Origin of the sequence: Streptomyces sp. 11x1 (assembly GCF_032598905.1) — a bacterium.
Lineage (GTDB): Bacteria > Actinomycetota > Actinomycetes > Streptomycetales > Streptomycetaceae > Streptomyces.
On record NZ_CP122458.1, the window covers coordinates 10,381,771 to 10,407,521 of the forward strand.

At 71.6% G+C, this 25,751-nt stretch carries 24 protein-coding genes and 5 pseudogenes; 10 read left to right on the forward strand and 19 right to left on the reverse strand.

What is annotated here, in order from left to right; all coding sequences use genetic code 11:
- The first annotated feature begins 18 nt into the window (after positions 1-18).
- On the forward strand, positions 19-558 hold the full coding sequence (locus tag P8T65_RS45690) for a GNAT family protein (RefSeq protein ID WP_316731316.1): 540 nt from the start codon (positions 19-21) through the stop codon (positions 556-558).
- A 45-nt stretch (positions 559-603) separates the two neighbouring features.
- Here the strand turns inward: P8T65_RS45690 and P8T65_RS45695 are convergent, their stop codons facing one another.
- From P8T65_RS45695 to P8T65_RS45725, 7 genes and pseudogenes are all read right to left on the reverse strand, one after another.
- Positions 604-1,098 carry a group III truncated hemoglobin gene (locus P8T65_RS45695; protein ID WP_316731317.1) on the reverse strand — a complete coding sequence of 165 codons (495 nt, stop codon included), beginning with the start codon at positions 1,096-1,098 and terminating at the stop codon, positions 604-606.
- Positions 1,095-2,300, reverse strand: coding sequence for a globin domain-containing protein (locus tag P8T65_RS45700; RefSeq protein WP_316731318.1), 1,206 nt, complete (start codon positions 2,298-2,300; stop codon positions 1,095-1,097). Before P8T65_RS45700 ends, P8T65_RS45695 begins: the two co-directional genes overlap by 4 nt.
- A gap of 152 nt (positions 2,301-2,452) precedes the next feature.
- Positions 2,453-2,893: an Rrf2 family transcriptional regulator gene (locus P8T65_RS45705; protein WP_316731319.1), complete on the reverse strand. Its 441-nt coding sequence runs from the start codon at positions 2,891-2,893 to the stop codon at positions 2,453-2,455.
- Between the two features lie 80 nt (positions 2,894-2,973).
- A complete protein-coding gene (locus tag P8T65_RS45710) occupies positions 2,974-3,966 on the reverse strand; it encodes a BtrH N-terminal domain-containing protein (RefSeq protein WP_316731320.1) in 993 nt (330 codons plus the stop codon).
- Between the two features lie 365 nt (positions 3,967-4,331).
- Positions 4,332-5,255 (reverse strand): hypothetical protein, encoded by a 924-nt coding sequence (locus P8T65_RS45715; protein ID WP_316731321.1) that lies wholly within the window; start codon positions 5,253-5,255, stop codon positions 4,332-4,334.
- Positions 5,256-5,353: 98 nt separating this feature from the next.
- Positions 5,354-6,187, reverse strand: a pseudogene (locus P8T65_RS45720) (phytoene desaturase family protein); the annotation flags it as partial.
- On the reverse strand, positions 6,180-6,716 hold the full coding sequence (locus P8T65_RS45725; RefSeq protein WP_316731322.1) for an SRPBCC family protein: 537 nt from the start codon (positions 6,714-6,716) through the stop codon (positions 6,180-6,182). The pseudogene P8T65_RS45720 and the gene P8T65_RS45725, both read right to left, overlap by 8 nt.
- Before the next feature lie 228 nt (positions 6,717-6,944).
- On the opposite strand from P8T65_RS45725, the gene P8T65_RS45730 reads away from it, so the two are divergent.
- The 4 genes from P8T65_RS45730 to P8T65_RS45745 all read left to right on the forward strand — a co-directional run bounded on the left by P8T65_RS45730 (position 6,945) and on the right by P8T65_RS45745 (position 10,129).
- Positions 6,945-8,390: a DUF4157 domain-containing protein gene (locus P8T65_RS45730; protein WP_316731323.1), complete on the forward strand. Its 1,446-nt coding sequence runs from the start codon at positions 6,945-6,947 to the stop codon at positions 8,388-8,390.
- Positions 8,391-8,469: 79 nt separating this feature from the next.
- On the forward strand, positions 8,470-9,372 hold the full coding sequence (locus P8T65_RS45735; protein ID WP_399102858.1) for an amidohydrolase family protein: 903 nt from the start codon (positions 8,470-8,472) through the stop codon (positions 9,370-9,372).
- Positions 9,373-9,434: 62 nt separating this feature from the next.
- A complete protein-coding gene (locus P8T65_RS45740) occupies positions 9,435-9,740 on the forward strand; it encodes a metalloregulator ArsR/SmtB family transcription factor (RefSeq protein ID WP_316731325.1) in 306 nt (101 codons plus the stop codon).
- Positions 9,737-10,129, forward strand: coding sequence for a VOC family protein (locus P8T65_RS45745; RefSeq protein ID WP_316731326.1), 393 nt, complete (start codon positions 9,737-9,739; stop codon positions 10,127-10,129). Before P8T65_RS45740 ends, P8T65_RS45745 begins: the two co-directional genes overlap by 4 nt.
- A 256-nt stretch (positions 10,130-10,385) precedes the next feature.
- Here P8T65_RS45745 and P8T65_RS45750 read toward each other — a convergent pair whose 3' ends face one another.
- Positions 10,386-12,089: a cellulase family glycosylhydrolase gene (locus tag P8T65_RS45750; RefSeq protein ID WP_316731327.1), complete on the reverse strand. Its 1,704-nt coding sequence runs from the start codon at positions 12,087-12,089 to the stop codon at positions 10,386-10,388.
- Positions 12,090-12,238: 149 nt separating this feature from the next.
- Here P8T65_RS45750 and P8T65_RS45755 point away from each other — a divergent pair, with 149 nt between their 5' ends.
- Positions 12,239-13,360: a LacI family DNA-binding transcriptional regulator gene (locus P8T65_RS45755; protein WP_316731328.1), complete on the forward strand. Its 1,122-nt coding sequence runs from the start codon at positions 12,239-12,241 to the stop codon at positions 13,358-13,360.
- Between the two features lie 62 nt (positions 13,361-13,422).
- Positions 13,423-14,940: a glycoside hydrolase family 43 protein gene (locus P8T65_RS45760; protein ID WP_399103413.1), complete on the forward strand. Its 1,518-nt coding sequence runs from the start codon at positions 13,423-13,425 to the stop codon at positions 14,938-14,940.
- On the opposite strand, the gene P8T65_RS45765 is transcribed toward P8T65_RS45760, so the two are convergent.
- Together P8T65_RS45765 and P8T65_RS45770 are read right to left on the reverse strand one after the other, a co-directional pair.
- Positions 14,919-15,065, reverse strand: a complete 147-nt coding sequence (locus P8T65_RS45765) for a hypothetical protein (RefSeq protein WP_316731330.1) — start codon at positions 15,063-15,065, stop codon at positions 14,919-14,921. The genes P8T65_RS45760 and P8T65_RS45765 overlap by 22 nt on opposite strands.
- Positions 15,066-15,304: 239 nt before the next feature.
- Entirely contained in the window at positions 15,305-15,832 is a 528-nt protein-coding gene (locus P8T65_RS45770) for a hypothetical protein (RefSeq protein ID WP_316731331.1), read from the reverse strand.
- 122 nt (positions 15,833-15,954) lie between these two features.
- Here P8T65_RS45770 and P8T65_RS45775 point away from each other — a divergent pair, with 122 nt between their 5' ends.
- Positions 15,955-17,154 (forward strand): serine hydrolase domain-containing protein, encoded by a 1,200-nt coding sequence (locus tag P8T65_RS45775; protein WP_316731332.1) that lies wholly within the window; start codon positions 15,955-15,957, stop codon positions 17,152-17,154.
- A 50-nt stretch (positions 17,155-17,204) separates the two neighbouring features.
- Here P8T65_RS45775 and P8T65_RS45780 read toward each other — a convergent pair whose 3' ends face one another.
- The 3 genes and pseudogenes from P8T65_RS45780 to P8T65_RS45790 all read right to left on the reverse strand — a co-directional run bounded on the left by P8T65_RS45780 (position 17,205) and on the right by P8T65_RS45790 (position 18,946).
- On the reverse strand, positions 17,205-17,699 hold the full coding sequence (locus P8T65_RS45780) for a MarR family transcriptional regulator (protein ID WP_316731333.1): 495 nt from the start codon (positions 17,697-17,699) through the stop codon (positions 17,205-17,207).
- A 96-nt stretch (positions 17,700-17,795) separates the two neighbouring features.
- Positions 17,796-17,947, reverse strand: a pseudogene (locus P8T65_RS45785) (ABC transporter substrate-binding protein); the annotation flags it as partial.
- Positions 17,948-18,142: 195 nt separating this feature from the next.
- Positions 18,143-18,946 (reverse strand): hypothetical protein, encoded by an 804-nt coding sequence (locus P8T65_RS45790; protein ID WP_316731334.1) that lies wholly within the window; start codon positions 18,944-18,946, stop codon positions 18,143-18,145.
- A 175-nt stretch (positions 18,947-19,121) separates the two neighbouring features.
- Between P8T65_RS45790 and P8T65_RS45795 the strand changes: the two genes are divergently transcribed.
- A complete protein-coding gene (locus P8T65_RS45795) occupies positions 19,122-19,793 on the forward strand; it encodes a hypothetical protein (RefSeq protein ID WP_316731335.1) in 672 nt (223 codons plus the stop codon).
- 4 nt (positions 19,794-19,797) lie between these two features.
- Here P8T65_RS45795 and P8T65_RS45800 read toward each other — a convergent pair.
- The 4 genes and pseudogenes from P8T65_RS45800 to P8T65_RS45815 form a co-directional block, all read right to left on the reverse strand.
- Positions 19,798-20,049: pseudogene (locus tag P8T65_RS45800) on the reverse strand (DUF1684 domain-containing protein); the annotation flags it as partial.
- On the reverse strand, positions 20,000-20,176 hold the full coding sequence (locus tag P8T65_RS45805) for a hypothetical protein (RefSeq protein WP_399102865.1): 177 nt from the start codon (positions 20,174-20,176) through the stop codon (positions 20,000-20,002). The pseudogene P8T65_RS45800 and the gene P8T65_RS45805, both read right to left, overlap by 50 nt.
- A gap of 184 nt (positions 20,177-20,360) precedes the next feature.
- A pseudogene (locus P8T65_RS45810) lies at positions 20,361-21,195 on the reverse strand (class I SAM-dependent methyltransferase).
- Between the two features lie 201 nt (positions 21,196-21,396).
- Positions 21,397-22,503 carry a hypothetical protein gene (locus P8T65_RS45815; RefSeq protein ID WP_316731336.1) on the reverse strand — a complete coding sequence of 369 codons (1,107 nt, stop codon included), beginning with the start codon at positions 22,501-22,503 and terminating at the stop codon, positions 21,397-21,399.
- A gap of 274 nt (positions 22,504-22,777) precedes the next feature.
- On the opposite strand from P8T65_RS45815, the gene P8T65_RS45820 reads away from it, so the two are divergent.
- A complete protein-coding gene (locus P8T65_RS45820; RefSeq protein WP_316731337.1) occupies positions 22,778-24,319 on the forward strand; it encodes an AMP-binding protein in 1,542 nt (513 codons plus the stop codon).
- 293 nt (positions 24,320-24,612) lie between these two features.
- Here P8T65_RS45820 and P8T65_RS45825 read toward each other — a convergent pair.
- Both P8T65_RS45825 and P8T65_RS45830 read right to left on the reverse strand, forming a co-directional pair.
- A pseudogene (locus tag P8T65_RS45825) lies at positions 24,613-24,723 on the reverse strand (3-oxoacyl-ACP reductase); the annotation flags it as partial.
- A gap of 168 nt (positions 24,724-24,891) precedes the next feature.
- Entirely contained in the window at positions 24,892-25,749 is an 858-nt protein-coding gene (locus tag P8T65_RS45830) for a family 3 encapsulin nanocompartment shell protein (RefSeq protein ID WP_316731338.1), read from the reverse strand.
- Positions 25,750-25,751 lie beyond the last annotated feature (2 nt).

Below are 25,751 nucleotides of genomic sequence, written 5' to 3' on the forward strand. Positions count from 1 at the left end.
GCCCGGTAGGAAGCTCGCATGCTGAGAGGTGCCAAGGTCGGGCTCAGGGCCCGGCACGAGGACGACATTCCGATACTGCGGGCCGAGCTCTACAACGACGTGGTCTACGCCTCCCGGACCGATACCGCGCCGTGGCGGCCGATCGCACCCGGCAAGGACGCGCGGCTCATGGCGGACGACGAGGAGCAGACGCGTGTCCAGTTCTCCGTGGTCGAGGCGGAGGGCGGGACCCTGGTCGGTTCCACGGCGCTCTGGGGCATCGACACCCACAACCGGACCGCGCACATCGGGATGGGGCTGCTGCCCGCCTCCCGGGGCAAGGGCTACGGCACGGACGCGGTCGCGGTGCTGTGTCACTACGCGTTTGTCGTGCGCGGTCTGCACCGGCTGCAGATCGAGACGTTGTCGGACAACGTCTCGATGCTGCGCGCCGCCGAGCGCAACGGCTTCCTCCGTGAGGGAGTGCTGCGCTCCTCCGCCTGGGTGATGGGCGAGTTCCTGGACGAGGTCGTGCTGGGGCTCCTCGCCCAGGACTGGAAGCCGGACACCACGCCCTGAGCGCTGCCGAGGGCGTGCGACGGCGGGGCGCAGGCGCCCCGCGTCTCACCCCTCGCCGCCCGGCCGGGGCCGACCCGGGCCCGTGCGTCGGTGGCCGGCCGACGACTCGATGGTGACGAGGACGGGACCGGGGTCCGGGCGAGCAGCCCGCCCCTCGCCCGTCGTGTTGTGCAGCAGGGCCCGGGCCACCGCGTGCGCCTTGGCGACGGCGCGCTCGGACACCGGTCCCGCGTGCCGCCGCCGCACCACCGCCGACCACAGCTCCAGCCAGCGGTCGAAGTGCTCGGCGCGCAGCGGGCTCTCGGCGTGCAGGGCGCGGTGCGCCCGGAGGGCGTTGCGGCGGTAGACGCCCGGGGACAGCAGGGCGCTCTCCCAGAAGTCGGCCATCACGGGCAGATGGGCGGCCATGTCGACCCGTGCCACCTCCGTGAAGAACCGGCCGATCAGGGGATCGCCGAGGACGTCGTCGTAGAACGCGCCGACCAGTCGCTCCACGTCCTGGCGGTCGCGGATGTCGGGAAGGTGCCGTTCCCCGTTCACTTGCCGAGCCAGAGGTCGGGGCCGAACACCTCGTAGTGAACGGCGGCGGGACGTAGCCCCTTGGCCAGCAGCTCGCCCCGCACCGCGCGCATGAAGGGCAGCGGCCCGCAGAGGTAGGCGGTGGTGTCCGGGTCCGGGTTGAGGTGGTCGAGCGCCGCGCGTCCGGTGAAGACGTTGGTGCCCGGGGAGCGGTGGGCGTCCTGCTCGTACCACAGGTGCAGGTCGGCGCCGGTCAGACGGCTGACGAGGTCCGCCTGCTCGTCACGGTGCACATGGTCGAGCGGCGAGCGGTCGGCGTGCACGACGGTGACGGGGCGCGTGGAGGAGGTGAGGGCGAGATGGTGCAGCATCGACAGCATCGGGGTGATGCCGATGCCGGCGGAGGCGAGGAGGAGAGGGGTGTCGCCCTCGGGCAGTACGAGATCACCGGCCGGCAGCGACACGTCCAGGACGTCCCCCGCCTCGGCGTGGGCGTGCAGCCAGGACGAAACCTCGCCGTCGGGCCCGGAGCCGTCGGCCGCCCGCTCCCGCTTGACCGTGATGCGCCAGGTCTTGTGGTCGGGGGCGGTGGACAGGCTGTACTGGCGGATCTGGCGGGCTCCGTCGGGCAGTTCCACGCGGACGCCGACGTACTGGCCGGGCCGGAACGCGGGCGTCGGACGCCCGTCGGGCCGGCGCAGGACCAGGGACACGGCGTCGGCGGACTCCTGACGGCGCTCGGCGATCTCCATGGACCGCCACACCTTGCCCTCCGCCACCCCCGCCTCGGTGTACAGACGGGCCTCGATGGCGATCAGGGCGTTGGCCATCAGCCAGTAGACCTCGTCCCAGGCGGCACCGATCTCGGGGGTGACGGCGTCACCGAGAACCTCGGCGACCGCCCCGAGCAGGTGACGTCCCACCAAGGGGTACTGGTCCGCGGTCACACCGAGGGAGACGTGCTTGTGGGCGATGCGCGAGAGGACGGCGTCGGGGCGCTCGTCGGGCCGTTCGACCAGGAGGGTCGCGAAGGCCGCCACCGAACCGGCCAGGGCCTCGCGCTGGGCGCCGGAAGCCTGGTTGGCGCGGTTGAACAGATGCCGCAGCAGCTCCGGTCGTTCCTCGAACAGCCGCCGGTAGAACACTTCCGTGATCGTGGTCAGCGAGGCTCCCACCACGGGAAGCGTCGCACGGACGACGGGGGCCGACTGCGCGGAAAGCATCAGACACACTCCTGTACCGAGGGTCGACTCGGTGTCACGGGAACCGAGTCGTATGGGCATTGCGGTTGAATTGGTATGCGGGACTCGTATTTTTGGTCGCGGCAGCCGCTCGACGGTCACGGTCATGATCGCGATCGCGAGTCGCGGAACGGTCAGCCTGGGGGAGCGCCGAGGGCCAGCAGGACCGGTCCCGTCGGTGAGGTCACCAGATCGGCCACGGTCGCACCGTTCAGTGAGGCGTAGAAGGCGTCCTGCGCCTGTCGCAGTGCTCGCCGCAGCCGGCAGGCGCCCGCGAGCGGACAGGGAGTGTCGCCCTCGCACGCCACGGCTTCCCGGTCGCCCTCCAGCGTTCTGACCAGATCCCCCACGTGCGTGCTCCGGCCCGCCTCGGTGAGTGTCAGCCCGCCGTTGCGGCCACGCCGCGCCTCGATCACCCCCAGGTGCTGCAACTGTGCGATGGCCTTCGCCATGTGCGTGTAGGGGACGTTCATGGAGTCGGCGATCTGCCGCGTGGTCAGCAACTCCTCGCTGTCCACGACGGCCAGGCGCATCACGGCCCGAAGTGCGAGATCCGTGTATCTGGTCAGCCTCACGGCAGCAGCCTAGCAATCTTGCATCCAAGATGCGCATTAAAAGAGGGTGCTGGGGGAGTGGCGTACGTCTCGTCGGACGCCTACGCCTGAAGGCGGCTCAGTTCCCGCATGGCCTCACGCTCCACCCGTGCGAGATCACCGAGCACCGTGCCCGCCTGTCGCAGGTGCTCCTCCTCGCCCGACGCACCCGCCTTCTCGATCAGCGTCGCCACTTCGGTCCACAGGATGGCCGCTTCGGCGTACAACGCGTGGCCCGTGCGGACAGGGCCGCTGTCGAGCAGTTCGGCGCACTCGGCGAGGAAGTCACGGTAGAGATTGCGGAACAGGGCGCCGCCGGTGCCCGCCCTCTCCATCAGCAGCGCGGCCTGCGGCAGATCCCGTCGCGGATCGTCGGTGCGCCGCAACCATGTCGGTACGAGCCTGCCGGCCTTCTCGATGCCCCGGTGCCCCAGGTTGGCGATGGGCGGGTGGAGGAAGGCGTCGGCGCAGGCGGTGATGGCCGGGGCGATCCGGTCCGCCAGGCCGGGTGTGCCTCCTGCGGGGACGGTGAGCGTGAACGAGCGGTGCCTGGCGCTCATCGGGCCACGCGCGGCCCGGGCCTCGGCGAGACTCGTCAGGCTGGTGGACACCGCCCCGCCCTGCTGATCGGTGTCCACCAACTGGGCGTCGCGGTCGTCGTAGCCGTACAGGGCGACGACGTGGCCGGCGAAGTGCACCTTCGAGGAGAAGTACGGCAAGTGGTAGCTGTCGAGCTGGAGTCCGACCGGGTGACCGGCGTCGAGGGGGGCCTTCACGTTCTCCCACGCCCTGCGGGGTGAGCCGGTCTCCTTGACGACCAGGTCCAGGCCGAGTGCGGCGGCCAGGTTTCTGGTGAGTTCGAACGGCTTGACGCGCCCGCCGAGGAACGGGAAGTCCATGTTCTTGCTGTCCCAGTAGATGAAGGACAGCCCGGAGCCGAGACCGAAGAGCATGGGCTCGGACAGATCGAGCCCTTGGTGCCGCAGCAGCACCCCGAGGGTCGTCGTCTCGCAGTGGTGTGTGTCGCGGACCTCGATGCCTTCCACTGTCGTCATGCGGGCCATCATGGCGGACGCTCGCACCACGGGAGGGCCCGACGGTTCCCTCGGCCCCAAGGCCGCCCCGGTTCCTCCGGGCGCGAGCCGTCGGCTACCGAACACTTGCCCAGTGCTCCACCCTTCAGGTGGTGGAGGCGTAGGGCATCCTCGCCTCGGCGGCCCGTAGGGGCGCAGCGCCGCTGCTGAAGTCGCTTTGTCCGACAACATGGTTGGCGGACCTACCGCCGGACGGGCGGGAAGTCAGGCCTGTGGAGGCCTTGTAGGACCACCTCGGGGTGGCAGGGGCCCGTGAAGCAGGAACCCGAGGTGGCGCCGCGTAGCGGTGCTGACCGCAATCGCCTGCGTTCACGCAGGCGAGGGCGTCAATTGGTGGGCTCCGACAGCCGCTCCACCTCCGAGGCGGCCTCGCGCGCCGTCCGTTCGGCCCGCGCGAGGGTGTCAGCGGCTTCCTCCCGGTGTTTCTCCGCAGCCCGTTGCTGCCGCTCGGCCCGCTTGAGGTCCGCACGTGCCTCCCGCACCCGCTGATCGGCGGCCCGAGCCTCCTCGCGCGCCCGGCGCAGGTGCTCGCGCTTCTCCTGTCGCTCACGTCTTTCCTGGGCGAGCCGCTCTCGCTTCTCTCGGGCTAGCTGCTCCCGTTTCTCCTGGGCGAGCTGCTCCTGTTTCTCCTGGGCGAGCCGATTCCGTTCCTCCCGGGCGAGTTGCTCCTGCTTCCGGCGGCGCCGTTCGGCGACCTCGTCCCGCGCGTGCTGGTGGGCGGCAGGTGCCTTGGTCTTCGCTCCGGCCGTACCTCGGCGTCGGTCGGTCGTCACGGTCGTGGGGTCGGGAAAGTCCGACGGAGGGGTGAGGGCGCTCTCCAGGCGGCCGGTCGCCCACCGGTCGGCCGACTCCTGGTCGGCGAGCACGGCCCGCAGGGTGGCCTCGACGTCGCGCAGGACCGGGTCCGACAGCCGGTGACCCGCCTCGGCGGCGAGCCCGGCGGCCTGCCGGGACATCGCGGAGACGACACTGCGGCGCTGTTCGGTCAGCTCCTTCACTCCCTCGACGTCCAGGCTCCGGTAGGCGTCGCGCAGTGCGCGCCCGAGGTCCAGGAACGTCCGGCTCTCCTCCGGCCGGGAGCGCAGCAGCAGGTTCGTCGCCCAGGCCGCGAGGGAGGGGCGCCGGGCGGCACGGATCCGACGGGCGTCCGCCGTGCGGCCGGCCGCCACTGCCTCGACGGCCAGGCCCTCGCGGCGGGAGACGAACGCGGGTGGAGGTGTGACGTAGAGCTCGTCGAGCGCCGTTTCCACGACGTCGCCGTCGCCGCCACTTTCTTCGGTGTTGTCGTCTCGGCCGTCTCGTCCACCTCTGCGGCGCGTGATCATCAGATTCGCCCCGGCCGGTCCGCGGCGTTGCGTGCGGTGACCGTCTCGCCCTCGGCGGTGAGCACTCCGGCGGCCCGGCCGTCGCGTACCAGGACCTCCCGGACTCGCTGCCCGCAGCGGACGCTGCCGCCGCGCGCCCGCAGCCGGCCGACGAGGGCCGCTGTGAGGGCTCCGGCGCCGCCGGCAGGCACCGGGAAGCCGTACGTCTGTCCGAGCATGCACAGCAGCCAGCCGTAGCCGCCGCTGCCCGCGGCCTCCGGTGCGAGGTCGGCGTGCTGGGCGTTCCCTGCGAGCAGGAGTCTGCCGCCCTCGCCCCGGAACTCCTCGTCGCCCATGCGGCGTACCGGTGTCGCCAGGGTGCGGGCCATCCGCAGGCCCCCGGCCGCCCGCAGCCTGACGGCGAGGCGGGCCGCGGCGCGCAGCGGAGGGAAGGGGGTGAACAGGGCGTCCACGATGTCGGGGCCGAGGCGCTCCCAGGTCGCGTGCAGACGCCTCCAGGCGTCGCCGTCGCCGGGGTGGAAGGCGTCGAGGGACGCGGCGGTGACGTCGATGTCGCGGGAGAGCACTGCGCACCTGTCGTCGGTGAGGGGATGGGCCAGGACGTGCGGGGCGTGGCTCCAGCGCAGACCGTGCTCGTTAAGACGCAGACGCGCGAGGACCGGCGACGCGGCGGCCAGGGGATAGAAGGAGCTGAAGAGGTCGTTGACGAAGTCGGGGTCGACCTCCCGGTCGTGGCGCACCGCGCCGCCGGGCTCCGACTGTTCCTCCAGGACTTCGACGCTCCATCCGGCGTCCGCCAGCAGATTGGCGGCCACCAGCCCGTTGGGACCGGCCCCGATGACGACGGCGTCATGCATGACCGTCGGCGCCGCCGTGTGCCGCCGCCCCGCGCAGCCCGCGCGCCCTCGCGGGCCGTTCCGTCCCGGCCTCGTCCGGGGCCTTCTGCCCGGGCGCGCCCTGCGCCTCGCAGAGCCGGGCGAGCCGGGCGAGCATGGCGCGGTGTCGCAGCTGGATCAGCGCTTCCACGCCCACGTTGTGGAGCTTTCCGCCCACGCCCTGCAGCGGGTGCTCGTCGGCGATCACCAGGCAGTACCGCCCCCAGGGGCGCAGTTCGAGGGAGATGCGCGCCGTCCCCAGCACCCCTGCCCGGGCCTCCAGGCCCAGCGCGGAGCCCTCCTCGCAGGAGCGGACGACCGTCTCGTTGCCCAGCCGCACGGGTCCCACCCGGATCTCGTAGGCGAGCGCCGAGCCGACCTCGGGCCACTGCCCTCGCACCGGCTCGGTGCCCGAGGTCCCCACCACCCACTCCCCGTACCGGCTGCCGTCCGCGAGGACGTCCCACACAGCCCGCGGGCTCACCTTGATCAGACGATGCCGTACCGCCATCGCGCACCTCCAGCCGTGTCCCGCCTCGGTCGACGGCCGAGTGCCCGGCCCGGGCGGAACCACACCAGACACGCACACCGCGCGATGTCCGCTGTCCCATGGGCCGCCGACCGCGTCCCGTGGTGTTGCCCGATCGGATGCCGAGTTCTGCCCCTATGGACCTCGTCGAACAGGGCGGCGCCGGTGTAGCAAGGAATTTCACGCGTTGGTCATGGGAGAGGGCTGTCAGTGCGGACACGCAGGAGCGACAAGGCAGGCGACGACAGGAAGGAGAGCCGGGGCCCGACCGTCACAGCGGCGTCACCCGCGCGGCAGCACCCGGATCTGTCGTCGCCGCAAGGACTGCTCGCACTGCAGAACGCCACCGGCAACGCGGCTGTCGTCCAGCTGCTCCGCCGGGCCGGCCATTCCTGGGCCCAGGAGGAGCACCGGCACAGCGCCGACTGCGGCCACCGGGGTGCCCCCGAGCCCACCGTGCAGCGCTCGGCCGTCCACGACGTCCTGCGCGCGCCCGGCCAGCCCCTCGACGACGCCACCCGCACGGACATGGAGGCGCGGCTCGGTGCCGACTTCTCGGACGTCCGCATCCACGACGACAGCGCGGCGAGGGCGTCGGCCGCCGAGGTCGGAGCCCGTGCCTACACCTCCGGCAGCCATGTGGTCATCGGGGACGGCGGAGCCGACAAGCACACGCTCGCCCATGAGCTCACCCATGTCATCCAGCAGCGCCAGGGGCCGGTCGCCGGCACCGACAACGGCGGCGGGCTGAAGGTCTCCGACCCGTCCGACCGGTTCGAACAGGCCGCAGAGGCCAACGCGCGCCGGGTGATGTCGGGCCCCGCGAGGCCCGAGGTGCAGCGGGCGGCCGCCCCTGGGCGGGACTCGGCGGATTCCGCGCGTGAGGCTCCCTCCGCGCCGACGGTGCAGCGGACCCTCGGTGATCCGCAGGAAATGCTCCAGGAGAAATACTGGAAGGACAAGATGACGGCCGCGGGCCATCCTCTCCTTCCGCCCAAGACCAAGAAGAAGGGAAAGGCCGGGGCGGCTCCGAAGCGAAAACTGGAGGACATTCTCCACACCGTCGGACCCCAGCTCCTGGCGGAACTGGCCGAGCTGGGCGACAAGGGCAAGGGGCGTCTGAAGCTCTACCGGACCATGTTCGCGAGCGAGGCCATCCAGATCATGGAATGGAAGGGAAAGGCCACCGCCACCGAGGACTGGCTGAAGACCGAGAGCAAGGACGGCGACGGGATCGCGAAGCGGTTCCGTACGGCGGTGGCGGACGGCGCCGGCGACGTCGGAGTCATGCCCGTCAGCAACCACCTCGGTGACGCCGGTCAGGCGGAGGAGTACTTCCATGACGAGGACACGCAGGTGATGGTCGAGTTCACGCTCAAGGAGGGCGCGCACGAACTCCTCTTCCATCCGCAATACATGGCGATCTCCGGAGACAAGGGAACTCCCTATCACATCAGGAAGACCCGCGAGGAAGAAACGGGAAGCACCTTCCCGACGGCCGCGGGCGGCGAGGGAAAACTCCCCGGATTCATCGGGCTCAAGCCCGAGGCGAAGGAGCCGTTCAGTCTCTCCCTCGGGGACAGTGACATCACGCGCCTGCTCTTCCAGTTGTTCGTGGAGGACGTCAGGCCGGTGAAGGGCGAGAAGAACGTGTAGCACCGGACCGTCCGTGGGGGGATCCCCCATGGACGGTCCGGGCGAGGGGGGTGGACCCGCCGCCTCGGCGGAGCCGATCATGGGCGCCATGAGTGACATGCCCGTGGGGGAGGAAGCCGCCGAGGTCCGCCGTTTCTGGGAGGCGCTCGCCCTGCCCGGACTGGTCGACGTCCATACGCACTTCATGCCCGAACGTGTCCTGCGCAAGGTGTGGGAGTACTTCGACGGGCTCGGACCCCTGACCGGCGGGATGGAGTGGCCGATCACCTATCGGCACGCGGAAGCCGAACGGGCCTCCCTGCTACGGGAGTTCGGGGTCCGGGCCTTCACGGCGATGCTCTACCCGCACAAGCCGGGCATGGCCCGGTGGCTCAACGGCTGGGCGGCCGACTTCGCCGGCCGCACCCCCGACTGTCTGCACACCGCGACCCTCTATCCGGAGCCGGGTGCCGAGGCGTACGTCCGCGAGGCCGTGGAGGCGGGCGCGCGTGTCTTCAAGGCGCATGTGCAGGTGGGCGCGTACGACCCCGCCGACGAACTCCTCGATCCCGTCTGGGGACTGCTGGCCGAGGCCGGGGTCCCCGTGGTGATCCACTGCGGTTCCGGACCCGCGCCGGGCAAGCACACCGGTCCCGAGCCGATCGCCCGGGTGCTGGCGCGGCACCCCCGGCTGCGGCTGATCGTCGCCCACATGGGGATGCCCGAGTACGAGGAGTTCTTCGGATTCGCCGAGCGGCACGGGGAGGTGCGGCTGGACACCACGATGGCGTTCACCGACTTCAGTGAGGGGTTCATGCCGTTCCCCCGTCGTGCCCTGCCCCGGCTGGCGGACCTCGGTGACCGTATCCTCCTGGGCTCCGACTTCCCGAACCTCCCCTATCCGTACGTGCACCAGCTCCACGCCCTGGAGCGGCTGGGCCTCGGCGAGGAGTGGCTGCGGGCGGTGTGCCACGACAACGCGGCGAAGCTGTTCGCGCTGTAGGGCTGCCGGCGGGTGTCACCCGGCCCCTTGATAGGCAAGTGGACACTTGCCTATGCTGGGGTGTGGCCGACGACCTGTTCAAAGCCCTGGCCGACCCCACGCGCCGGGTCATCCTCGACGAGCTCACCGAGAAATCCGGGCAGACGCTGTTCGAGATCTGTTCCCGACTGAGCATGAAGCACCAGCTCGGGATCTCGCGCCAAGCGATCTCCCAGCACCTCGCCGTGCTGGAGTCCGCGGGGCTCGTCGAGACCAGACGGGAGGGCCGCTACAAGTTCCACGACCTCAACACGGCCCCACTGCGGCGGATAGCCGAGCGGTGGCACATGACCGACACCCCCGCACCGCAGCAGGAGAGCACCCCATGAAGATCCATCTGACCAGCGTCTTCGTCGACGACCAGGCCGAGGCCGAGCGGTTCTACACCGAGATCCTGGGCTTCGTGAAGAAGCACGACGTCCCGGTGGGCGAGAAGGACCGGTGGCTGACCGTCGTCTCGCCCGACGAGCCCCACGGCACCGAACTCCTCCTGGAACCCGCCGGCCATCCGGCCGCCAAGACCTACCGGGACACCCTCGTCGAGGACGGCATCCCGCTGGCCCAGTTCGCCGTCGACGACGTGCGCGCGGAGTACGAGCGCCTGCGCGGCCTCGGCGTGCGCTTCGTCCAGGAGCCCGTGGAGATGGGCCCCGTCACCACCGCCGTGTTCGACGACACCTGCGGCAACCTGATCCAGATCGCGACGGAGCCGCAGTAGGGGAGTAGGGGCCGGAGGGGCCCCTCCGCCACGCCCCGGCTGACCGACCGCGCGGCCCGGCGGGGCGTGGCCGTCGACCTGGCGGGTTATGGCCGTCGGCCTGGCGGGGCGTGGCCGTCGCACTGGCCGGGGCGGGCGACGCCTTCGCGGTCGGACACCTGTCCGGCATCGTCCACGGCGCCGCCCGCCCGACCGTCCGCACCCGGCCGTCACCCCGGTGGCAGCCGTCGGCACGGCCCTCCGCCGACCGGCCGACTCAGGCGGGCGAACCGGTCACGGTGTCCCCCGACTTGGTGACGTGGTACGTCGCCTTGGCACCGCTCCAGAAGTGGAAGGTGAGCGTCACCCGCGCACCCTCCCGCAGGGAGGTGACGAACTCGGCGGTCAACTTGATGGCGTCGTCGGTGTAGGCCGTGAACGCGGTGTCCCACTGCTGGTACGGGGTCCAGCTCGCCGGGCCCGCGTTGCTCCCGTCGTCGTACCGGGCCTCCATGGTGGCGAGGCGGTCGCCCCGGAACCGGGTCGGGACGGACAGGCCGCTGCCGCTCCCTGAAGCCGCCGAGAGCTCCGGGCTGTCGGCGGTGACCACATCGACCCGCCAGGGCACGCCCCGGGAGAACCGCGCCTCCAGCGTCGCGTTGACCCCGTACGCCCGATCGCCCGCCAGCTCCGTCAGCGCGGTGGCCGTCAGCGTGAGTCGGTTGCCGGAGAGCGTGTAGTCCCGGCCCTGGAGGAGGTTGCGGGAACCGTGCCGCAGGCCCTGGAAGTCGGTTCCGTTCGGGTTCAGGGTGAGCTCCCGGGCGGTGACGGCACCCGATCGCGGGAGGAACACCTCGTCGTTGGAGGCGGTGCCGGAACGGGTGGTCCAGCTCGATCTGATCTGCCCGAACAGCTCCGCGTCGCGCCACCGGAGGGTGTTGCGGTTCAGGAACTGACCTGCGTCCCACAACACGGTGGTGAACCTCTTGCGGCGGGCGTAGTCGCCCAGGAACTCGAAGTACTTGCGCTGCTCTCCCCGTTGGATGATCCCGGGGCGGTTGTGGTCGTAGGCCAGCAGGGCGTACTCGCCGATGACGACGGGGATGCCGCGCGCCGTGAACGCGGTGTGCACACGGTCGAAGGTGGCGGTGAGATCCTGCTCCGAGGTGGCGTCGAACCGGGTGTACCCGGCGATGTTCACGCTGAACGGCCACCAGCCGTAGAAGTGGACCGTCGTGGCCACCATGGGGTCGCGCAGCTCCGCCAGTTCGGCGGCCAGCGCGTCGAGGCGGCCCTGATCGGCGTTGGTGTACAGGGTGGGCAGCACCAGCAGCCGGTTCGCGTTGCCGCCACCGGAGTCGCGGACCATGCGGTGGAAGACCCTGTTGAGCTCGGCCAGCAACCGGTAGTTCTCGTCGTCACCGGAAGTGCCGGTGAACGTGGGCTCGTTGATGCTCTCCAGCGCGAGCCGGGGCGACCTGTCGCGGAACTCCGCCGCTATCTGGGTCCAGGTGGCGCGGTACCGGGCGAGGACGGCGTCGTGGTCCGTGGGGAGGGTGTTGACCCACATCCAGGAGTCGTGGTGCATGTTCAGCAGCACGTACAGGTTCTCGTCCAGCGCGAGATCGACGACCTGGCGCACCTTCGCCATCCAGGCCGGGTCGATCGTGTACCCGGGGGCCGCGCCCTGGTGAATGCCCCAGGTGACGGGCAGGCGGATGCTCTTGAAGCCCTGGGACTTGACCTTCTGGAAGAGGGCCCGGGTCACCGGAGGGTTGCCCCAGGACGTCTCGTCGGGGATGGCGTCGTAGGTGTTGCCCAGGTTCCACCCGGGCTGCATGGCCGCCACGGCGCTGCGGGCGGCCGGCGAACCGGCCGGGGGGACGGGGGGATCGGCTGCCCACGAGATCGCGGGCGTCAGCGGGAGCAGGGCGAGCGCGAGGAGGAGCGCCGTCAGTCCGCTTGCGAGTCTTCTCGTCATCACGTGCACCTTCTGAAGTGGGGGTGTGCGACGCGCGGGATCGGCCCGAGGCCGAGAGACACAGGAGAAGGAAACTTTCTCTTTCGGCGGCGGAAAATTAACATGGGGCCGCTTCGGAGGCCACAGTCGTGGCGACGAGAGATGCCAGAATGAGCCGGGTGCGATCAGAAGGCGGGCGGGCTACCTTGGCGGACCAGACGGCCGACGGACCGGCGGACAGCGACGACGGACAGGGCGACACGTCCCGGCCGGTCACGATCGCGTTCATCGCCGAGTCGGCGGGAGTGTCGGTCCCCACCGTGTCCAAGGTGATCAACGGCAGGTCCGGCGTCTCCGCCGACACCCGCGCCCGCGTCAAGGAACTGGTCGACCGGTACGGCTACCGCAAGCCGACCGGCGCCCAGCGCAACAACGTCCTGGAGCTGGTGTTCCGCGAGTTGGAGCACCTGTGGGCGGCCGAGATCATCCGGGGTGTCGAGCGGGTCGCCCGGCGCCACCGCGTGGGCGTCATGGTGTCCGAGTTCGGACTGCACGACTCGGACCCGCTCACCTGGGACGACACCGTCTCCCGGCGGCCCAACTGCGTCCTGTCCGTGGCCCAGCTGTCCGAGGCCGAGCGGGAGCAACTCACGGCCAAGGGCATCCCGTTCGTCGTCTTCGACCCGGCCACGGAACTGCCCGACGACGTCCCGTTCGTGGGCGCCACCAACTGGTCCGGCGGTCGGGCCGCGACCCGCCACCTCACCGAACTCGGCCACCGCCGCATCGCCATGATCGCCGGCCCGCCGGACCAGCTGTACTGCAGCGCCCGGCTGGACGGATACCGCTCCGCGATGGGAGCGGCCGGTCTGCCGGTCGACCCGGAACTCGTCGTGCACGCACCCCTCACCGGGGAGGACGGACAGCGCGCCGCACGCGCCCTGCTGGCCCTGCCCGACCGTCCGACGGCGATCTTCACCACCAACGACCTCCAGGCGCTGGGCGTCTACCAGGCGGCACGCGAGGCGGGTCTGCGGATTCCCGACGACCTGAGCGTCGTCGGATTCGACGACCTGCCGGTCGTGGCGTGGGTCGACCCGCCCCTGACGACCGTTCACCAGCCCCTGACGGAGATGGCGGTGGCCGCGACCGAACTGGCGCTCACGCTCGGCCGGGGCGAGGCCGCCCCCCAGGCCGGGATGGAGATCGCCACGACCCTGACGGTCCGGTCCAGCACTGCTCCGCCCCGGAAGCCGACGGGCCGGGCCGTTGACCACCGGGACGGCCGGTAGCTAGCCTGCTGGAGAAACTTTCTACAACTTGATACGAGACTTTCGTGACTGCGAAAGGATCCCTGAGGGTGACCAGCGTGTCCGAGACGGACCACACCGTCAGCAATCCGGTGATCCCCGGCTTCCACCCCGACCCCTCCGTCTGCCGGGCGGGCGACGACTACTACCTCGCGTGCTCCAGCTTCGAGTACTTCCCGGGCGTCCCCCTCTTCCACAGCCGGGACCTGGTGCACTGGACCCAGATCGGCAACGCCCTCGACCGCCCGAGCCAACTGCGGCTGCCGCCGGACGCGGCCTCCTCCGGAGGGATCTACGCGCCCACCCTGCGCCATCACGACGGCCGTTTCTGGCTGATCGTCACCAACGTCAGCGGCGACGGCAACCTGCTGTTCACCGCCACCGATCCGGCGGGACCCTGGTCCGACCCGATCCGGCTGCCCGGGGTGCACGGCATCGATCCCGACCTCGCCTGGGACGACGACGGCACCTGCTGGTGCACCACCGCGGGAGTCGGACAGATCGGCCTCGACCCCCACACCGGCGAGACCTCCGGCACCCGCCGACAGCTGTGGTCCGGGGCTCCCGGCGCCAAGGCCCCCGAGGCACCGCACCTCTACCACATCGGCGACCACTGGTACCTGCTCATCGCCGAGGGCGGCACCGAGCGGGGCCACGGCGTCTCCATCGCCCGCGGCACCAGCCCCACCGGCCCGTTCGAGCCCTGCCCGGACAACCCGATCCTGAGCCACCGCGGCAGGGACCACCCCATCCAGAACACCGGCCACGCCGACCTCGTACAGGGGCCCGACGGTTCATGGTGGATGGTGCTGCTCGGCGTGCGTCCCGGCGGCGGCACCCCCGGCTGGCACGTACTCGGCCGCGAGACCTACCTGGTGCCGGTGGAATGGGCCGACGGCTGGCCCGTCGTCGGAGAACTGTCCACGACCATGCCCGCGCCGCCCTGGCCCCTCCATCCGCCCGCCGTCCTCCCGGAAACCCGGGACGACTTCGACGCCGCCGAACTGGCGCCGCACTGGATCTCGTTGCGTCGGCGTCCCCCCGAGGACGTCACCACCAAGGAACGGCCCGGCTCACTGACCCTGCGTGCCCGTGGAGAGTCGCTCGACGACGCCGAGGTGACGTTCGTCGGACGCCGCCAGCAGCACGCGTCGTGCCGGGTGCGCACCCTGGTGGATGTGGCGGAGGGACAGGGCGGCCTCGCCGTACGCCTCGACGAACGGCACCACTACTCCGTCGAGACGAGCGCGGGAGAGGTGCGGGTCCGCGCCCGTATCGGCCCGTTGAACACGGTCGTGGCGTCCCGGCCGGCGCCGGCCGGACCCGTGGTGCTCCGCGCCGAGACGGTCCCCGCGACGGTGAACGACCCGCGGACCGGCCCCGACCTCGTCTCTCTCGGCTACGAGGAACCGGACGGCACCTACGTCGAACTCGCCTCGCTGGACGGCCGGTACCTGTCCACGGAGGTCGCCGGAGGCTTCACCGGACGTGTGTTCGGCATGTTCGCCTCCGCGGCCTCCGTCCACTTCGACTGGTTCGACTACGAGCCGCTGGAGAGCTGAAGCGACCGCTGCTCCCGGCGCCGCCGCTGCAGGTCCGGGTCGGGCACGGGTGCGGCCGCCACCAGACGGCGGGTGTACTCGTGCCGGGGCCGGACGCACACGTCGACGCTGGTCTCCTCCTCCACGATGCGCCCGTGCTGCAGGACCAGGGTGCGGTCCGCGAACTCCTTGACGACCGCGAGGTCGTGCGTCAGAGGCGGGCCCGGTGTCGGTGTCCGGCCCGGGGTAGACCGGCACCGCCAACGAGACAGGCTGGAACGTCCTGTTGGCCGGGGCACGCGGCACTGACGACGTTTCCGCCCACGCCACTCCCGCCCGCGCCGCCGACCTCCGGCCTCGGGCCGCAGGCCGCGCTCTCGGCTCATCAGGAGCGTGGCAGGTACAGGGACGTCCCAGTCTGTTCGACCTCGGCCTCGACGTCGTCGGCGAAGGCCCCGGTCGCCGTCACACCACCGAAGAGCACGGTGGCGGCCACCGCGGCCGCCGCGAACGTCCTCCGGCGCGGCCACACCCGCCTGGCACGCCCGCTCTGGAGACCCTCTCTCGCTACCTCCCGGCAGCGCGGGTCCGGGGCGGCGGCGACCGTGCGAGGCCGCACGGCGGTTTCGGCGGGCGGCCCGCACGCGATGGCCACGCGTGCGTCCAGCCACGCCTCCGCTTCCTCCGCCCGCACCCCGCACGCCGCCACGAACGCCGCGACCAACTCCTCGCGGGGCAGGCGGTCCCGGCCGAGCATGGTCGCCGCCGTGGAGTAGGGCAGGGTGTGACCCGCCTCCGTCGCGCGGCGTTCCAGCTGGCGGTAGCTCCGGCCCGACCAGGCCTTGAGGCGGCGGAGCGCCGCCACGAAGGCGACGGCGTCGGTGTCGGGCGGTGTGGGCGGTGCTGTGGTCATCGTGGTTCCCCCCTGTTGGCCTGGACGTGCACGGGCTCGCACAAGCTCGAACACCATCATGGCTTGAGAAGCGGCGGGAGCGATGGCCAACATCGGGACGGATTCCTGATGTTGGAGGTCATATGGGTACGAGTCCCTCCCACCACGGTCACGGCCGCAGTCACCGCTCCCGCCCCCGCCGCCGGACCGCCATCGGCACCGCCTTCGCCGCTCTGCTGGCGATCGGCGGGTGCGCCGAGGAGCCTGGTGCCGAACGGTCGGTGGCGCGCGCCCCTGAGGCCCGGCACCGCGAAGCGGAGTCGGTCGCCGACTTCCTCCGCCGTACCCTGCCCGCCGGGCCCGGTGGCACCGTGATCGCCGCCCGCGGGGACCGGCTCGTGCACTGCGGCGGATTCGGGGCGGCGGACCGTGCCGCCGGCGCTCCCGCGAGCTGCCGGACCGTGTACGACGTCATGTCGATCACCAAGCAGTTCACCGCGGCCGCGATCGTGAAACTGGAGGTGCTGGGCCGGCTCCGGGTGAGCGATCCGATCAGCCGGTTCCTCGGCCGGGGGCGCACCGTGCCCGAAGAGAAGCGTGGCATCACCGTTGAGCACCTGTTGACGCACACCTCGGGTCTGGTCGAGGGCCTCGGCGACGACTACGACCCCGTGTCGCGGGAGGAGTTGGTGCGCGGGGCCCTCTCGTCGCTGCTGCGGTCCGCCCCGGGTGAGGAGTTCCACTACTCCAACACCGGTTACAGCCTGCTCGCGGCGATCGTCGAGGAGGCGTCCGGGGAGACGTACGAAGGGTTCCTGGCCCGGCACCTGTTCCAGCCGGCCGGGATGGAGCAGACCGGCTATGTGCTGCCTCGCTGGCCCAGGCACCTGGTCGCGGTGGAGTACGACAGCCGGGGGCGCGCCCAGGGGCGGCCCTTCGACCACCCCTGGGCCGCCGACGGACCGTACTGGAACCTGCGCGGCAACGGCGGCATGCTCTCCACCGCCCACGACATGTTCCGCTGGCACCGCGCGCTCCTGGGGGACGAGATCCTGCCGGCGCGGGCCAGGGACAGGCTCTTCGAGTCCCACGTCCCGGAGCCCGGATCGGAGAGTTCGTACGGATACGGCTGGAGTCTGCGCGACACCCCGGACGGTCGGCTTGCCTGGCACGACGGCGGCAACGACTGGTCCCTGGGGCTCCTGAGCCGGTCCCTGCGGGACGGCGTCCTCGTGTTCTGGATCAGCAACCACGCCTCCCGCGACGGGAAATGGAACCTGGAGGACCAGGCGCAGGCGCTGACACTGGGCATCGCGGACCGTGTGCGCGCGGAGGGCGACTGACACGCCTGGGACGAGCCGCGTCAGTCGCCCTCCGCGTGGCGTCGCGGGGCTCAGGGCAGTCGTGGCAGTACGTCCCTGGCCGTGTGGCTGAGGATGCGGAGGTCCTCCGCGAACCGCCCGCGATCGGCCTCCGGCAGCGGGCTCAGGAAATACTTCTTGATGTTCTCGACGTGGACCAGAGCGGCGCGCACCGTCGTCTCCTCGCCCAGCGGGGTCAGCCGTACCCGCTTTCCGCGCCGGTCGGAGGGGGACTCCGCCCGGGTGACCAGCCCCGCCGCCTCCATGCGGTCGACCAGCCGGGTGGCCCCGCCGGTGGTGAGGACCTGCTCCTGGGCGACGGCCCGCATGGACAGCCCCGGTTCACCCGCGCGCCCGAGGATCAGCAACACCTCGAACATCAGATGACTGATGCCGCACTCGACTTCGAGTGCCCGCCCGAGGATGTACTCCAGCCGGTTGGCCGCGCCCTGCAGCCGCCCGAACGCGAGGACGAGCTGGTGGTCGGCGGCCTCCTTGGCCGTACTGATGCCTGCCTGCTCACTCACGGCCATGCCGCCCCTCTTCCGGTCCCGGCCGCCACCGTACCGATCACGTCGCCGATGCGGGGACGGCGGCCGGGCGGGACCGCGACGTCGTCGCGACGCCCCCGGGTGCAGTCCCAGCCGGCCGGGCGTCGGCTTTCCCTGGACCTCGCCGAAATACAGGGCGAAGGTCTGCCTCCAGCGCTGGACCGCGGCACGGTCGGCCATGACGCGGGGGGAACGCGGGGGAAGCCGTCCACATGGGCGTTCGGGGGTTTCCTCGCGCCCTTCGCTTTACGGGACCACGGTGCCGGGCCTCCGCGCGGCGGGCCCCCGGATCACGCCTGAACATGCCCGAGGGGCATGCGTGGCGAGGCAATCCCTCCCTCGCTCTTGACGCGCTCTCCCCTCGCCCGAGCCCTGGGGCGTGCGCTCCTCCGGGCGAACCCCGGAGCGAGGTCCCGGGCTCAGTCGGTCGCCGCCGCGGGCTCGGAGGAGGACTGTGCCGGGGCGGCTGATTCCGGCGCGTCGGGAGCGGTGTAGTACACGGAGGAACCCTGCTTGACGCGCTGGGCGTTGCTCTTGGCGACGAGCCCTTCGAGGGTGGTGCGCACGACGTTGGTCTGCACACGGCGGTCCGGGTGGGCCTGGGCGAGCGCGGCGGCGACCTCGGCCGCGGAGCGCGGTTCGCTCTGCTCGGTGAGGTGGCGGCGGATGAGTTCGACGAGCGTGGGCTGCGCCTTCTCGGCGGGCGCGGTCTTGGTCGCCGTCGTCTTGGTGGCGGTTGTCGCGGTCTTCTTGGCCGTCGCACTGCCGGACTTCGTACTCGCGGACTTCGTGCCCGCCGTCTTCGTGCTCAAGGTCTTCGCGGTCGCTGACTTCGGGGCGGCGGTCTTGGTGGTCGCGGCTTTAGAAGCGGCGGTCTTCGTGGCGGTCGACTTCTTCGTCCGCTTGCCGTCCTGCGTGGGCTCGGCCTTCTTCGCCCGGGTGCGCCTGCCGGCTTCCGGGGAGGGAGCGGCTTTCTGCCGGGGCACGGAGGGAGCCGCGGGCTCCTCGGACACGGCCGCGGGCTCGGATGCCGCGACACCGAGGGCCTGCTGCATGTTCACCAGCACGGCGTGGTCCTGCCGCAGACCGAGGAGTTGCTCCTGCAGAGCGTCGATCTCCCCGATGAGACGGTCCTGTTCCTTGGCGTTGCGCTCCAGGTCGGCTGCGACCTGGGCGGTGTACTGCGTCTTGAGATCGGCTGACTCGGATGGTGTCTCGGTCATGGCGGTTCCCTTCCCGACAACAAACGTGATGTGTGCGGATGGTACTCACCCTTGTGCCCTCACAACCCCCGCATGAGCAGTTGTTCCCACGGAGAGGTGGCTTCCGCGCGGTGTGCGCATCTCGGTTGCCGCGGTGGTGCTCCGGCCACGATGCTGAGGTGATGAGGCACCCCGTATGCGGCTGAGGCTGCGCGAGTTCAGGCCCCGGACAGGGCCCCACGAGCACCGTGTCGTCCAGCCCCGACAGTCCCTGCGCCACACCTCGTTGCGCGCGCCGGAGCCGATCGGAATCCTGCTCGGCGACCACGACGGGCTGAACCGGCTGGCCGGACTGTTCTCCTTCGCCGCCTGCTCCCGGTACACGATCGTGCATGTGCCCTTGCGGGACGGTGTCCCACCGGACGAGGGCGTCGGCGAGCGTGTGGACCTGGTCCTGGCCCACCACACGCTCGGCCTGCGCTCCAGCAAGTGGCCCGAACTGCGGCGCAGGCTGGTCGACGGCACTCCGCTGACCGTCCGCACCGACGAGGCACGCACCGTTCGGGACGCCGGTTCCTGGACCGAACGTGGGCAACGGGCCGACTTCCGTGACGGGTTGCGGCACGCTACCCACGCCAGGACGTTCTTCCTCTTCGGCAGCCGTGACGTCTTCGCCGCGACCGCCACGTACTTCGCCCACGCGGCGGGCCGGGGCCCCCACCAGAAGGGAGTGGCCAAGGGCCACTCGGCCCTGATGACGGCACTCCCGTCACTGTCCCAGCCACCCGGCGGCGGCCACCCCCTCGAAGTCCTGATCTGCTTCAAGCCGTATCCGCCCTACGCCCACTTCGAGCGGCCGGGACACTGAGCGGGTTGAAGTCCAGGACGACCGTGCCGTCGGCGGCGGGCGGGGCGAGCGCGAGCGCCCGGTTGGCCGCGTAGGTGGTGACCCCGGACGTCGCGTCGGTGAACAGCACCAGCAGACCCCCCGGCCCGTGTCCGGGGAACGCGGTCAGGGCGAGGGAACGTCCGTCCAGTTCGAACTCGACCCGGCCCGGCGCGTCGTACACATGCTCAAGGCCCTCCACCGCCGCGCCCACCGTCGTCGGCCGGGGTGCGTCGAAGGTGCCGCAACCGAGCGCCCGCCGGGACCAGGAACTTCCCGGCGGGGACGGTCAGGTCCACCGGCCCGACAGCGGTGACGGCCTCGCCGCCCCGGCCGTACCGGTGGGTGACCCGGCCCAGCCGCACCGTTCCGCGGTCCTCGCCGGGCTCGGCCGCCGCGCCGGTTCAGCAACAACACGAGCCCGGGCGTCGGCACAGGTCGATGACCAGGCGTCGCACCAAGGGCTCGGGGTTCATGGCCCGTTTCTCACGCAGCCGCGGCTCGACACCAAGAGGCGCCTGCTCTCTGGAACCGGGGCGGGAAGGACACTTACGCGGGGCCCCAGGCCGGATCGCTCGTGGGTCTGCTTCCCCAGGCGGTGAGCATGCCGGCCGACAGCGCCACGCACTCGTCCCCGCCCAGGTACCGGATCGCCGCGTCGACGGCTGCGTCGTCGACCAGGCCGGTGGCGACCATCGCCGCCCTGCTCCGGACCCATGTGTCCGCCCAGAAGCGGCTGATGGGGCTGTCCGGCAGCAGCGGCGGCACATGGATCTCGGCGGCGACGGACTCCAGCCCCGCGCCCCGCAGCAGCCGTGGGTATGACGGCACCCAGGAGACGTCCGTGCCGATGGTGGTCTGCAGCCCCTCCCACATGGCCCGCATCGCCACGTCGTACGGCGTGGCGGGTGTCCGGTCGCCCGTCAGGTCGACCGCGTCGCTGAGCACCAGCACACCACCGGGCGCGACGAGTTCGGCCAGTGTCGTGATCAGGCGCTCGCGCTCGGGGAGGTGCATCAGCACGAAGCGCGCGTGGACGAGCCGGAGACGGCCGGGGGCGAAGGACGGGGCCGAGATGTCTGCCTCCAGGACGTCGAGCCCGGGTACCGGCCGGGTTTCGAGGAACCGTACGTCGCGGTTCACCGCCAACACGCTGGTGACGCCGGCCTCCTCCAGCAGCCGTCGGGAGACGGTGCCCGTGCCGGCGCCCTTGTCGAGGCAGCGCCTCCCCCGGACCCACCCCGAGGTTCCGCAGCCGCGCCAGAGTGATGTCGTCGTAGGCGAGGGCGCCGCAGTCGATCCGCTCGCTCTCGCCCGCCTGGTCCGGGCGGAAGACGGCCTCGCCGTAGCGTCCGCCGTCGGGCGAGTCGTCGAACGCGGTCATGGGTGAACCCCTTCGCGCGAGGGACAGGTGCCGGGCGGCTCCCACGAGGTCGCCGCCCACCCGATCGTCCCCGGCGCGCCCCCCATCGGCCCGAGGCGCGCCGCACCACCGGACCTTCCTACCCGGTCGCCGACCGCCGGTCCCCCTACCCCGTCGCCGACCTCTGGCGCGCCGCGTCGGCGTGGTCCGATCCCGCGTCGCTCAGCCCCCGAGGCGTTCGCTGTACGCCTCGGTCGGCGGATACGGGGCGGACCGTGTCATGCCCACCGACCAGAACGACCTGGTGCCCGGAACGGACGTCACGTCATTGAGGTACGGCGCCGGTGCCGGGCCCGCCGGGCCCCCGGCGAGGGACCAGGTGTCCCCGTCCCGCCGTAGATACGTACTGCGGCTCTGGTCCGAGAAGTTCCAGCCCGATATCCACGCGGCGCGCCCCCGCACGTCGCCGGCGATCCCGGTGAGCGACCCGAGGGTGAAGCCGGCCTCCAGCCGGGTCCAGGCCGTGCCGTCCCAGTGGCTCAGGGCGGGGTTGCCGGGGCGGCCGATGGGGCCGCCGACACCGGCCTCGGTGCCCACGGCCCACACGTCGTCCGGAGCGGCGCAGTGCACGTCGGCGATGCCGAGCCGGAGTCCCGCGATCGGGGGGAGAACCGTCCACTCCCCGTTCCAGCGGGCCACGAGCCCGGACCAGCCACCTCCGTTCGACCGGTCTCCGCAGACCCACACCTCGCCCGGCCGGCGGACGACCCGGTAGAGGTTCACGCCGGCGACGGGCAGCGGGTCCAGCCAGCGCCAGCTCCGTCCCTCGCCGAGCAGCAGACGGGCGGCGCCGTCCCGTACGCCGCAGACCCACACGCGCCGGTCGCGGCCGACCGCCACCGCGCTGATCCTGACGTCCGGTTCACCCCTGCCGGGGAAGTCGGCCTCGCGCCACGTGGTCCTGTCCCAGCGCAGCAGGGGGCTGCCGTCACCGGTGGGATGGGCCACGGCCCACGCCGCGGACGGGCGGACACCGGCGACGTCGACGATCCTCGTGTGCGAGAGGTGCGACAGGTCGGCCTTCGACCAGGTACCGCCCTTCCACACCATGGTCAGGGCCCGTTGCTGGGCCTGCGGGGCCAGGTTCTCCTCGCCCACGGCCCAGGCCAGTCGCGGTCCCGCGGCGGCGATCCGCCGCAGCTGCGCGGCGGGCACGCTGCCGGGTGCGGGCACCGCCTGCCACTGCTGCGGGCGGGGTGCCGGCGCATCGGCCCGGGACGAGGCCCCGCCGAGTGCCGTCCCCGAGAGGACACCGATGCTTCCTGCCACAAATCGCCTACGTCTCATTGCGGGGTCCCTCCGGGCGGATCGGGCGGACAGGAGGAACCACCGTGAACCAGCGCACCCCAGAGTTCTAGCCACCCACATGACAAATCGCGCGGACCCGCCTTACCCGATCGGGTGACCGACCAGTGGCGTACGTGCTCGGTGGGGGAGTAACAACTCCTACGAGGCACCAGACATGAGGCACCAGACATGAGGCACGACGCACGGCATGAGACGTGGCGTGCGTGGCGTGCGGACCGGGCGAGTGGGGAGACAGATGCGTGTTCCGATGACGGTGGCCGACTTCCTGGAACGGGCGGAGGCGGGGTTCGCCGACAGTCCCGGGGTGATCGACGAGCCGCGTCAGCCCGCGGTGCCGGTGGCGCCGTCGACGTACGGACGACTGGGTGAGCGGGTGCGGGCCTGGCAGGCGGGACTGGACGCGCTCGGAGTGGGGGAGGGCGAGCGGGTGGCGGTGGTCAGTCACAACTCGGCCCGTCTGCTGGAGCTGCTGTTCGCTGTGCCGATCAGCGGACGGATCTGTGTGCCGGTCAACTTCCGTCTGAAGGCGGAGGAGATCGAGTACGTGGTTCGCCAGAGCGGTGCCTCGGTGCTGCTGGTCGATCCCGAGGTGCGGGACACCGTCGCCGACGTCAAGGTGGCGCACCGGTTCACGCTGGGGGAGCAGACGGACACCGAGCTGATGCGGTTCGGGGTGGAGCCGAGGCCCTGGTCGAACCCTGACGAGGACGCCACCGCGACGATCAACTACACCTCCGGAACGACCGCGCGTCCCAAGGGAGTTCAGCTCACGCACCGCAACATCTGGGTCAACGGACTGACCTTCGGGCTGCACACACGGGCCTGGGAGCGGGACGTGTATATGCACACGCTGCCGATGTTCCACTGCAACGGGTGGGGGATGCCGTTCGTGATGGCCGGGCTCGGCGCCCAGCAGGTGGTGCTGCGCAAGGTCGACGGCGCCGAGATCCTGCGCCGGGTGGACGAGCACGGGGTGACGCTGATGTGCGGCGCGCCGGCGGTGTGGAACGCGGTCCTCGACGCGGCGACCGGCTGGGAAGGGCCGGTGCCGGGGCGCGACCGGGTGCGGATCGTGTGTGCGGGAGCGCCGCCGCCGAGCCGGATGATCCAGCGGGTGGAGGAGGAACTGGGTTGGGAGTTCACCCAGATCTACGGCCTGACGGAGACCTCACCCCTGCTGACGTTCAACCGGACGCGGCCCGAGGACGATGCCCTGGGAGGTGAGGAGCGGGCGCGCAAACTGTCGCGGGCGGGTCTTCCGGCGCTCGGCGTGAAGCTCGAAGTGGCGGACTCCGGGGAGGTGTTGGCGCGCTCGAACGTGGTCCTCGACGGGTACTGGGAGAAACCGGAGGAGACCGCCGCCGTGCTGGAGGACGGCTGGTTCCACACGGGCGACGGCGGGACCCTGGACCCCGCCGACGGACATCTGACGATCTCGGACCGGAAGAAGGACGTCATCATCACCGGCGGCGAGAACGTGTCGTCGATCGAGGTGGAGGACACGATCTTCAGCCACCCGGGGGTCGCCGAGGTCGCCGTCATCGGGGTGCCGGACACGAAGTGGGGCGAGACGGTCAAGGCGCTGGTCGTACGGGCCCAGGGAGCGGCCGTGACCGAGGCCGAGATCATCGCGTACTGCAAGGAGCGGCTCGCCGGGTACAAGGCCCCGACGAGTGTGGAGTTCCGCGAGGCCATCCCGCGCACGGCGACCGGGAAGGTCCAGAAGTTCAAGCTGCGGGAGCTGTACTGGGCCGGGCGGGCCCGGGAGGTCAACTGACCTGCCGGCAGCTGCCAGCTGCGACACGGCGACGGTGTACGGCGACGACAAAGGACCGTCTCGCCGTACACCACGGGTGCGTCAGAGGGACGCCCCGGCGCACTGGACAAGCTGCTGGCCGGTGATCGCGCTGCCCTCCGGTCCGAGGCGGAAGGCGGCCAAGCCCGCGACCTCGTCGGGCGAGACGAATCGGCCGAGCGGCGGGCGCTTCCGGGGTGTGCGGGCGCGGGCCGGATCCGCATCGGCGTGTCGGTCGGGCCGGGCGCGATCACGTTGACGGTGATCGCGCGGTGGGCCAGCTCGGCGGCCCTGGAACGCGCCAGCGCGGGCAGCGGGGCTTTGGTCGCCGCGTACTGGCTCTTGCCGGGAACGCCGGTCGCGGTGCGGCTGCCGACGAGGATCACGCGGGCCCCGTCGGGCAGGGCCCACGGACGACGCTGCGGTCAAGGCGACCGCCGTGCCGGGCGAGGCGGCCGGTCAGGGCAAGAGCACGGTCGAGGCGGCAGCCCCCTCGGCGGTGCCGGCCCCCTCGGCGGTGCCCCGCGCGCCCGGGCACGGTCCGGTGAGCTCGCTCAGGCGCGCACCGCGTGGAAGAAGTGGGTCGGCTGCTGTACGGCCACGCTCTCGTGAACCTCGGCGCAGACGGCCGTGCCCGGTCGCTCGAAGAGGCCGGGCGGCGGCTCCGCGACCTTGATCACAGAGCGGCCGGACTCCAGCAGACGCGCGGCCATCGCGAAGTCGCCGACCAGCGCGGAGCCGGGAGCGACATGGCGGTGGCGGCAGATCATCACCTTCTCGCGGGCGAGGTCGGCCAGCAGGCTGCCGGAGCCCACCCACTCCCCGTAGTAGTCCTGGGGGTTGATCATCAGGGCGTGGCCGGTGCCGCCCTGCTGCTCTATCTCGTTGAAGGCGGCGAGGACCCCGGCGGTGTAGGAGCCGGTGTACGGCAGGGTGGCGACATCCGGGTGGTCCACGACGTCCAGGGTCAGGGCGCGGTTCTCCGCGGTGCCGAGCCGGACCATGAGCCGGTGGTCGATGAACTGGGCCAGCGCGTCGGGCTGTTCGCCGAGGGCCTCGGGGATCTGCACCCACGCCGTGATCGGCCGCACTCCGTAGGTGGCCGCCTCGAACCGGTACGCGCTCTCCCGCAGCCCGCCGGACGCGTGCGGCGCGTCCGGCCGGGTCTCGAACCACGACCGGACCGTCTCGCTCGTGACGCGCTGCTTCTTGAACAGGTTGCGGGCGGTCAGCCGCGGTCGGTCCTTCCCGGGCTGGAAGGAGTCGGTGATGGTGTACTCGAACCGGACCTCGGCCTTCTCCGGGTCCTCGGCGAAGGCCCGGGCGAACCGCTCGCCCGGGGAGGCGGTTGCCGTCGCACCGGCAGGGGTCGTCGTACCAGTGGGGGTCGTCGTAACGGCGGTCGTCGTCATCC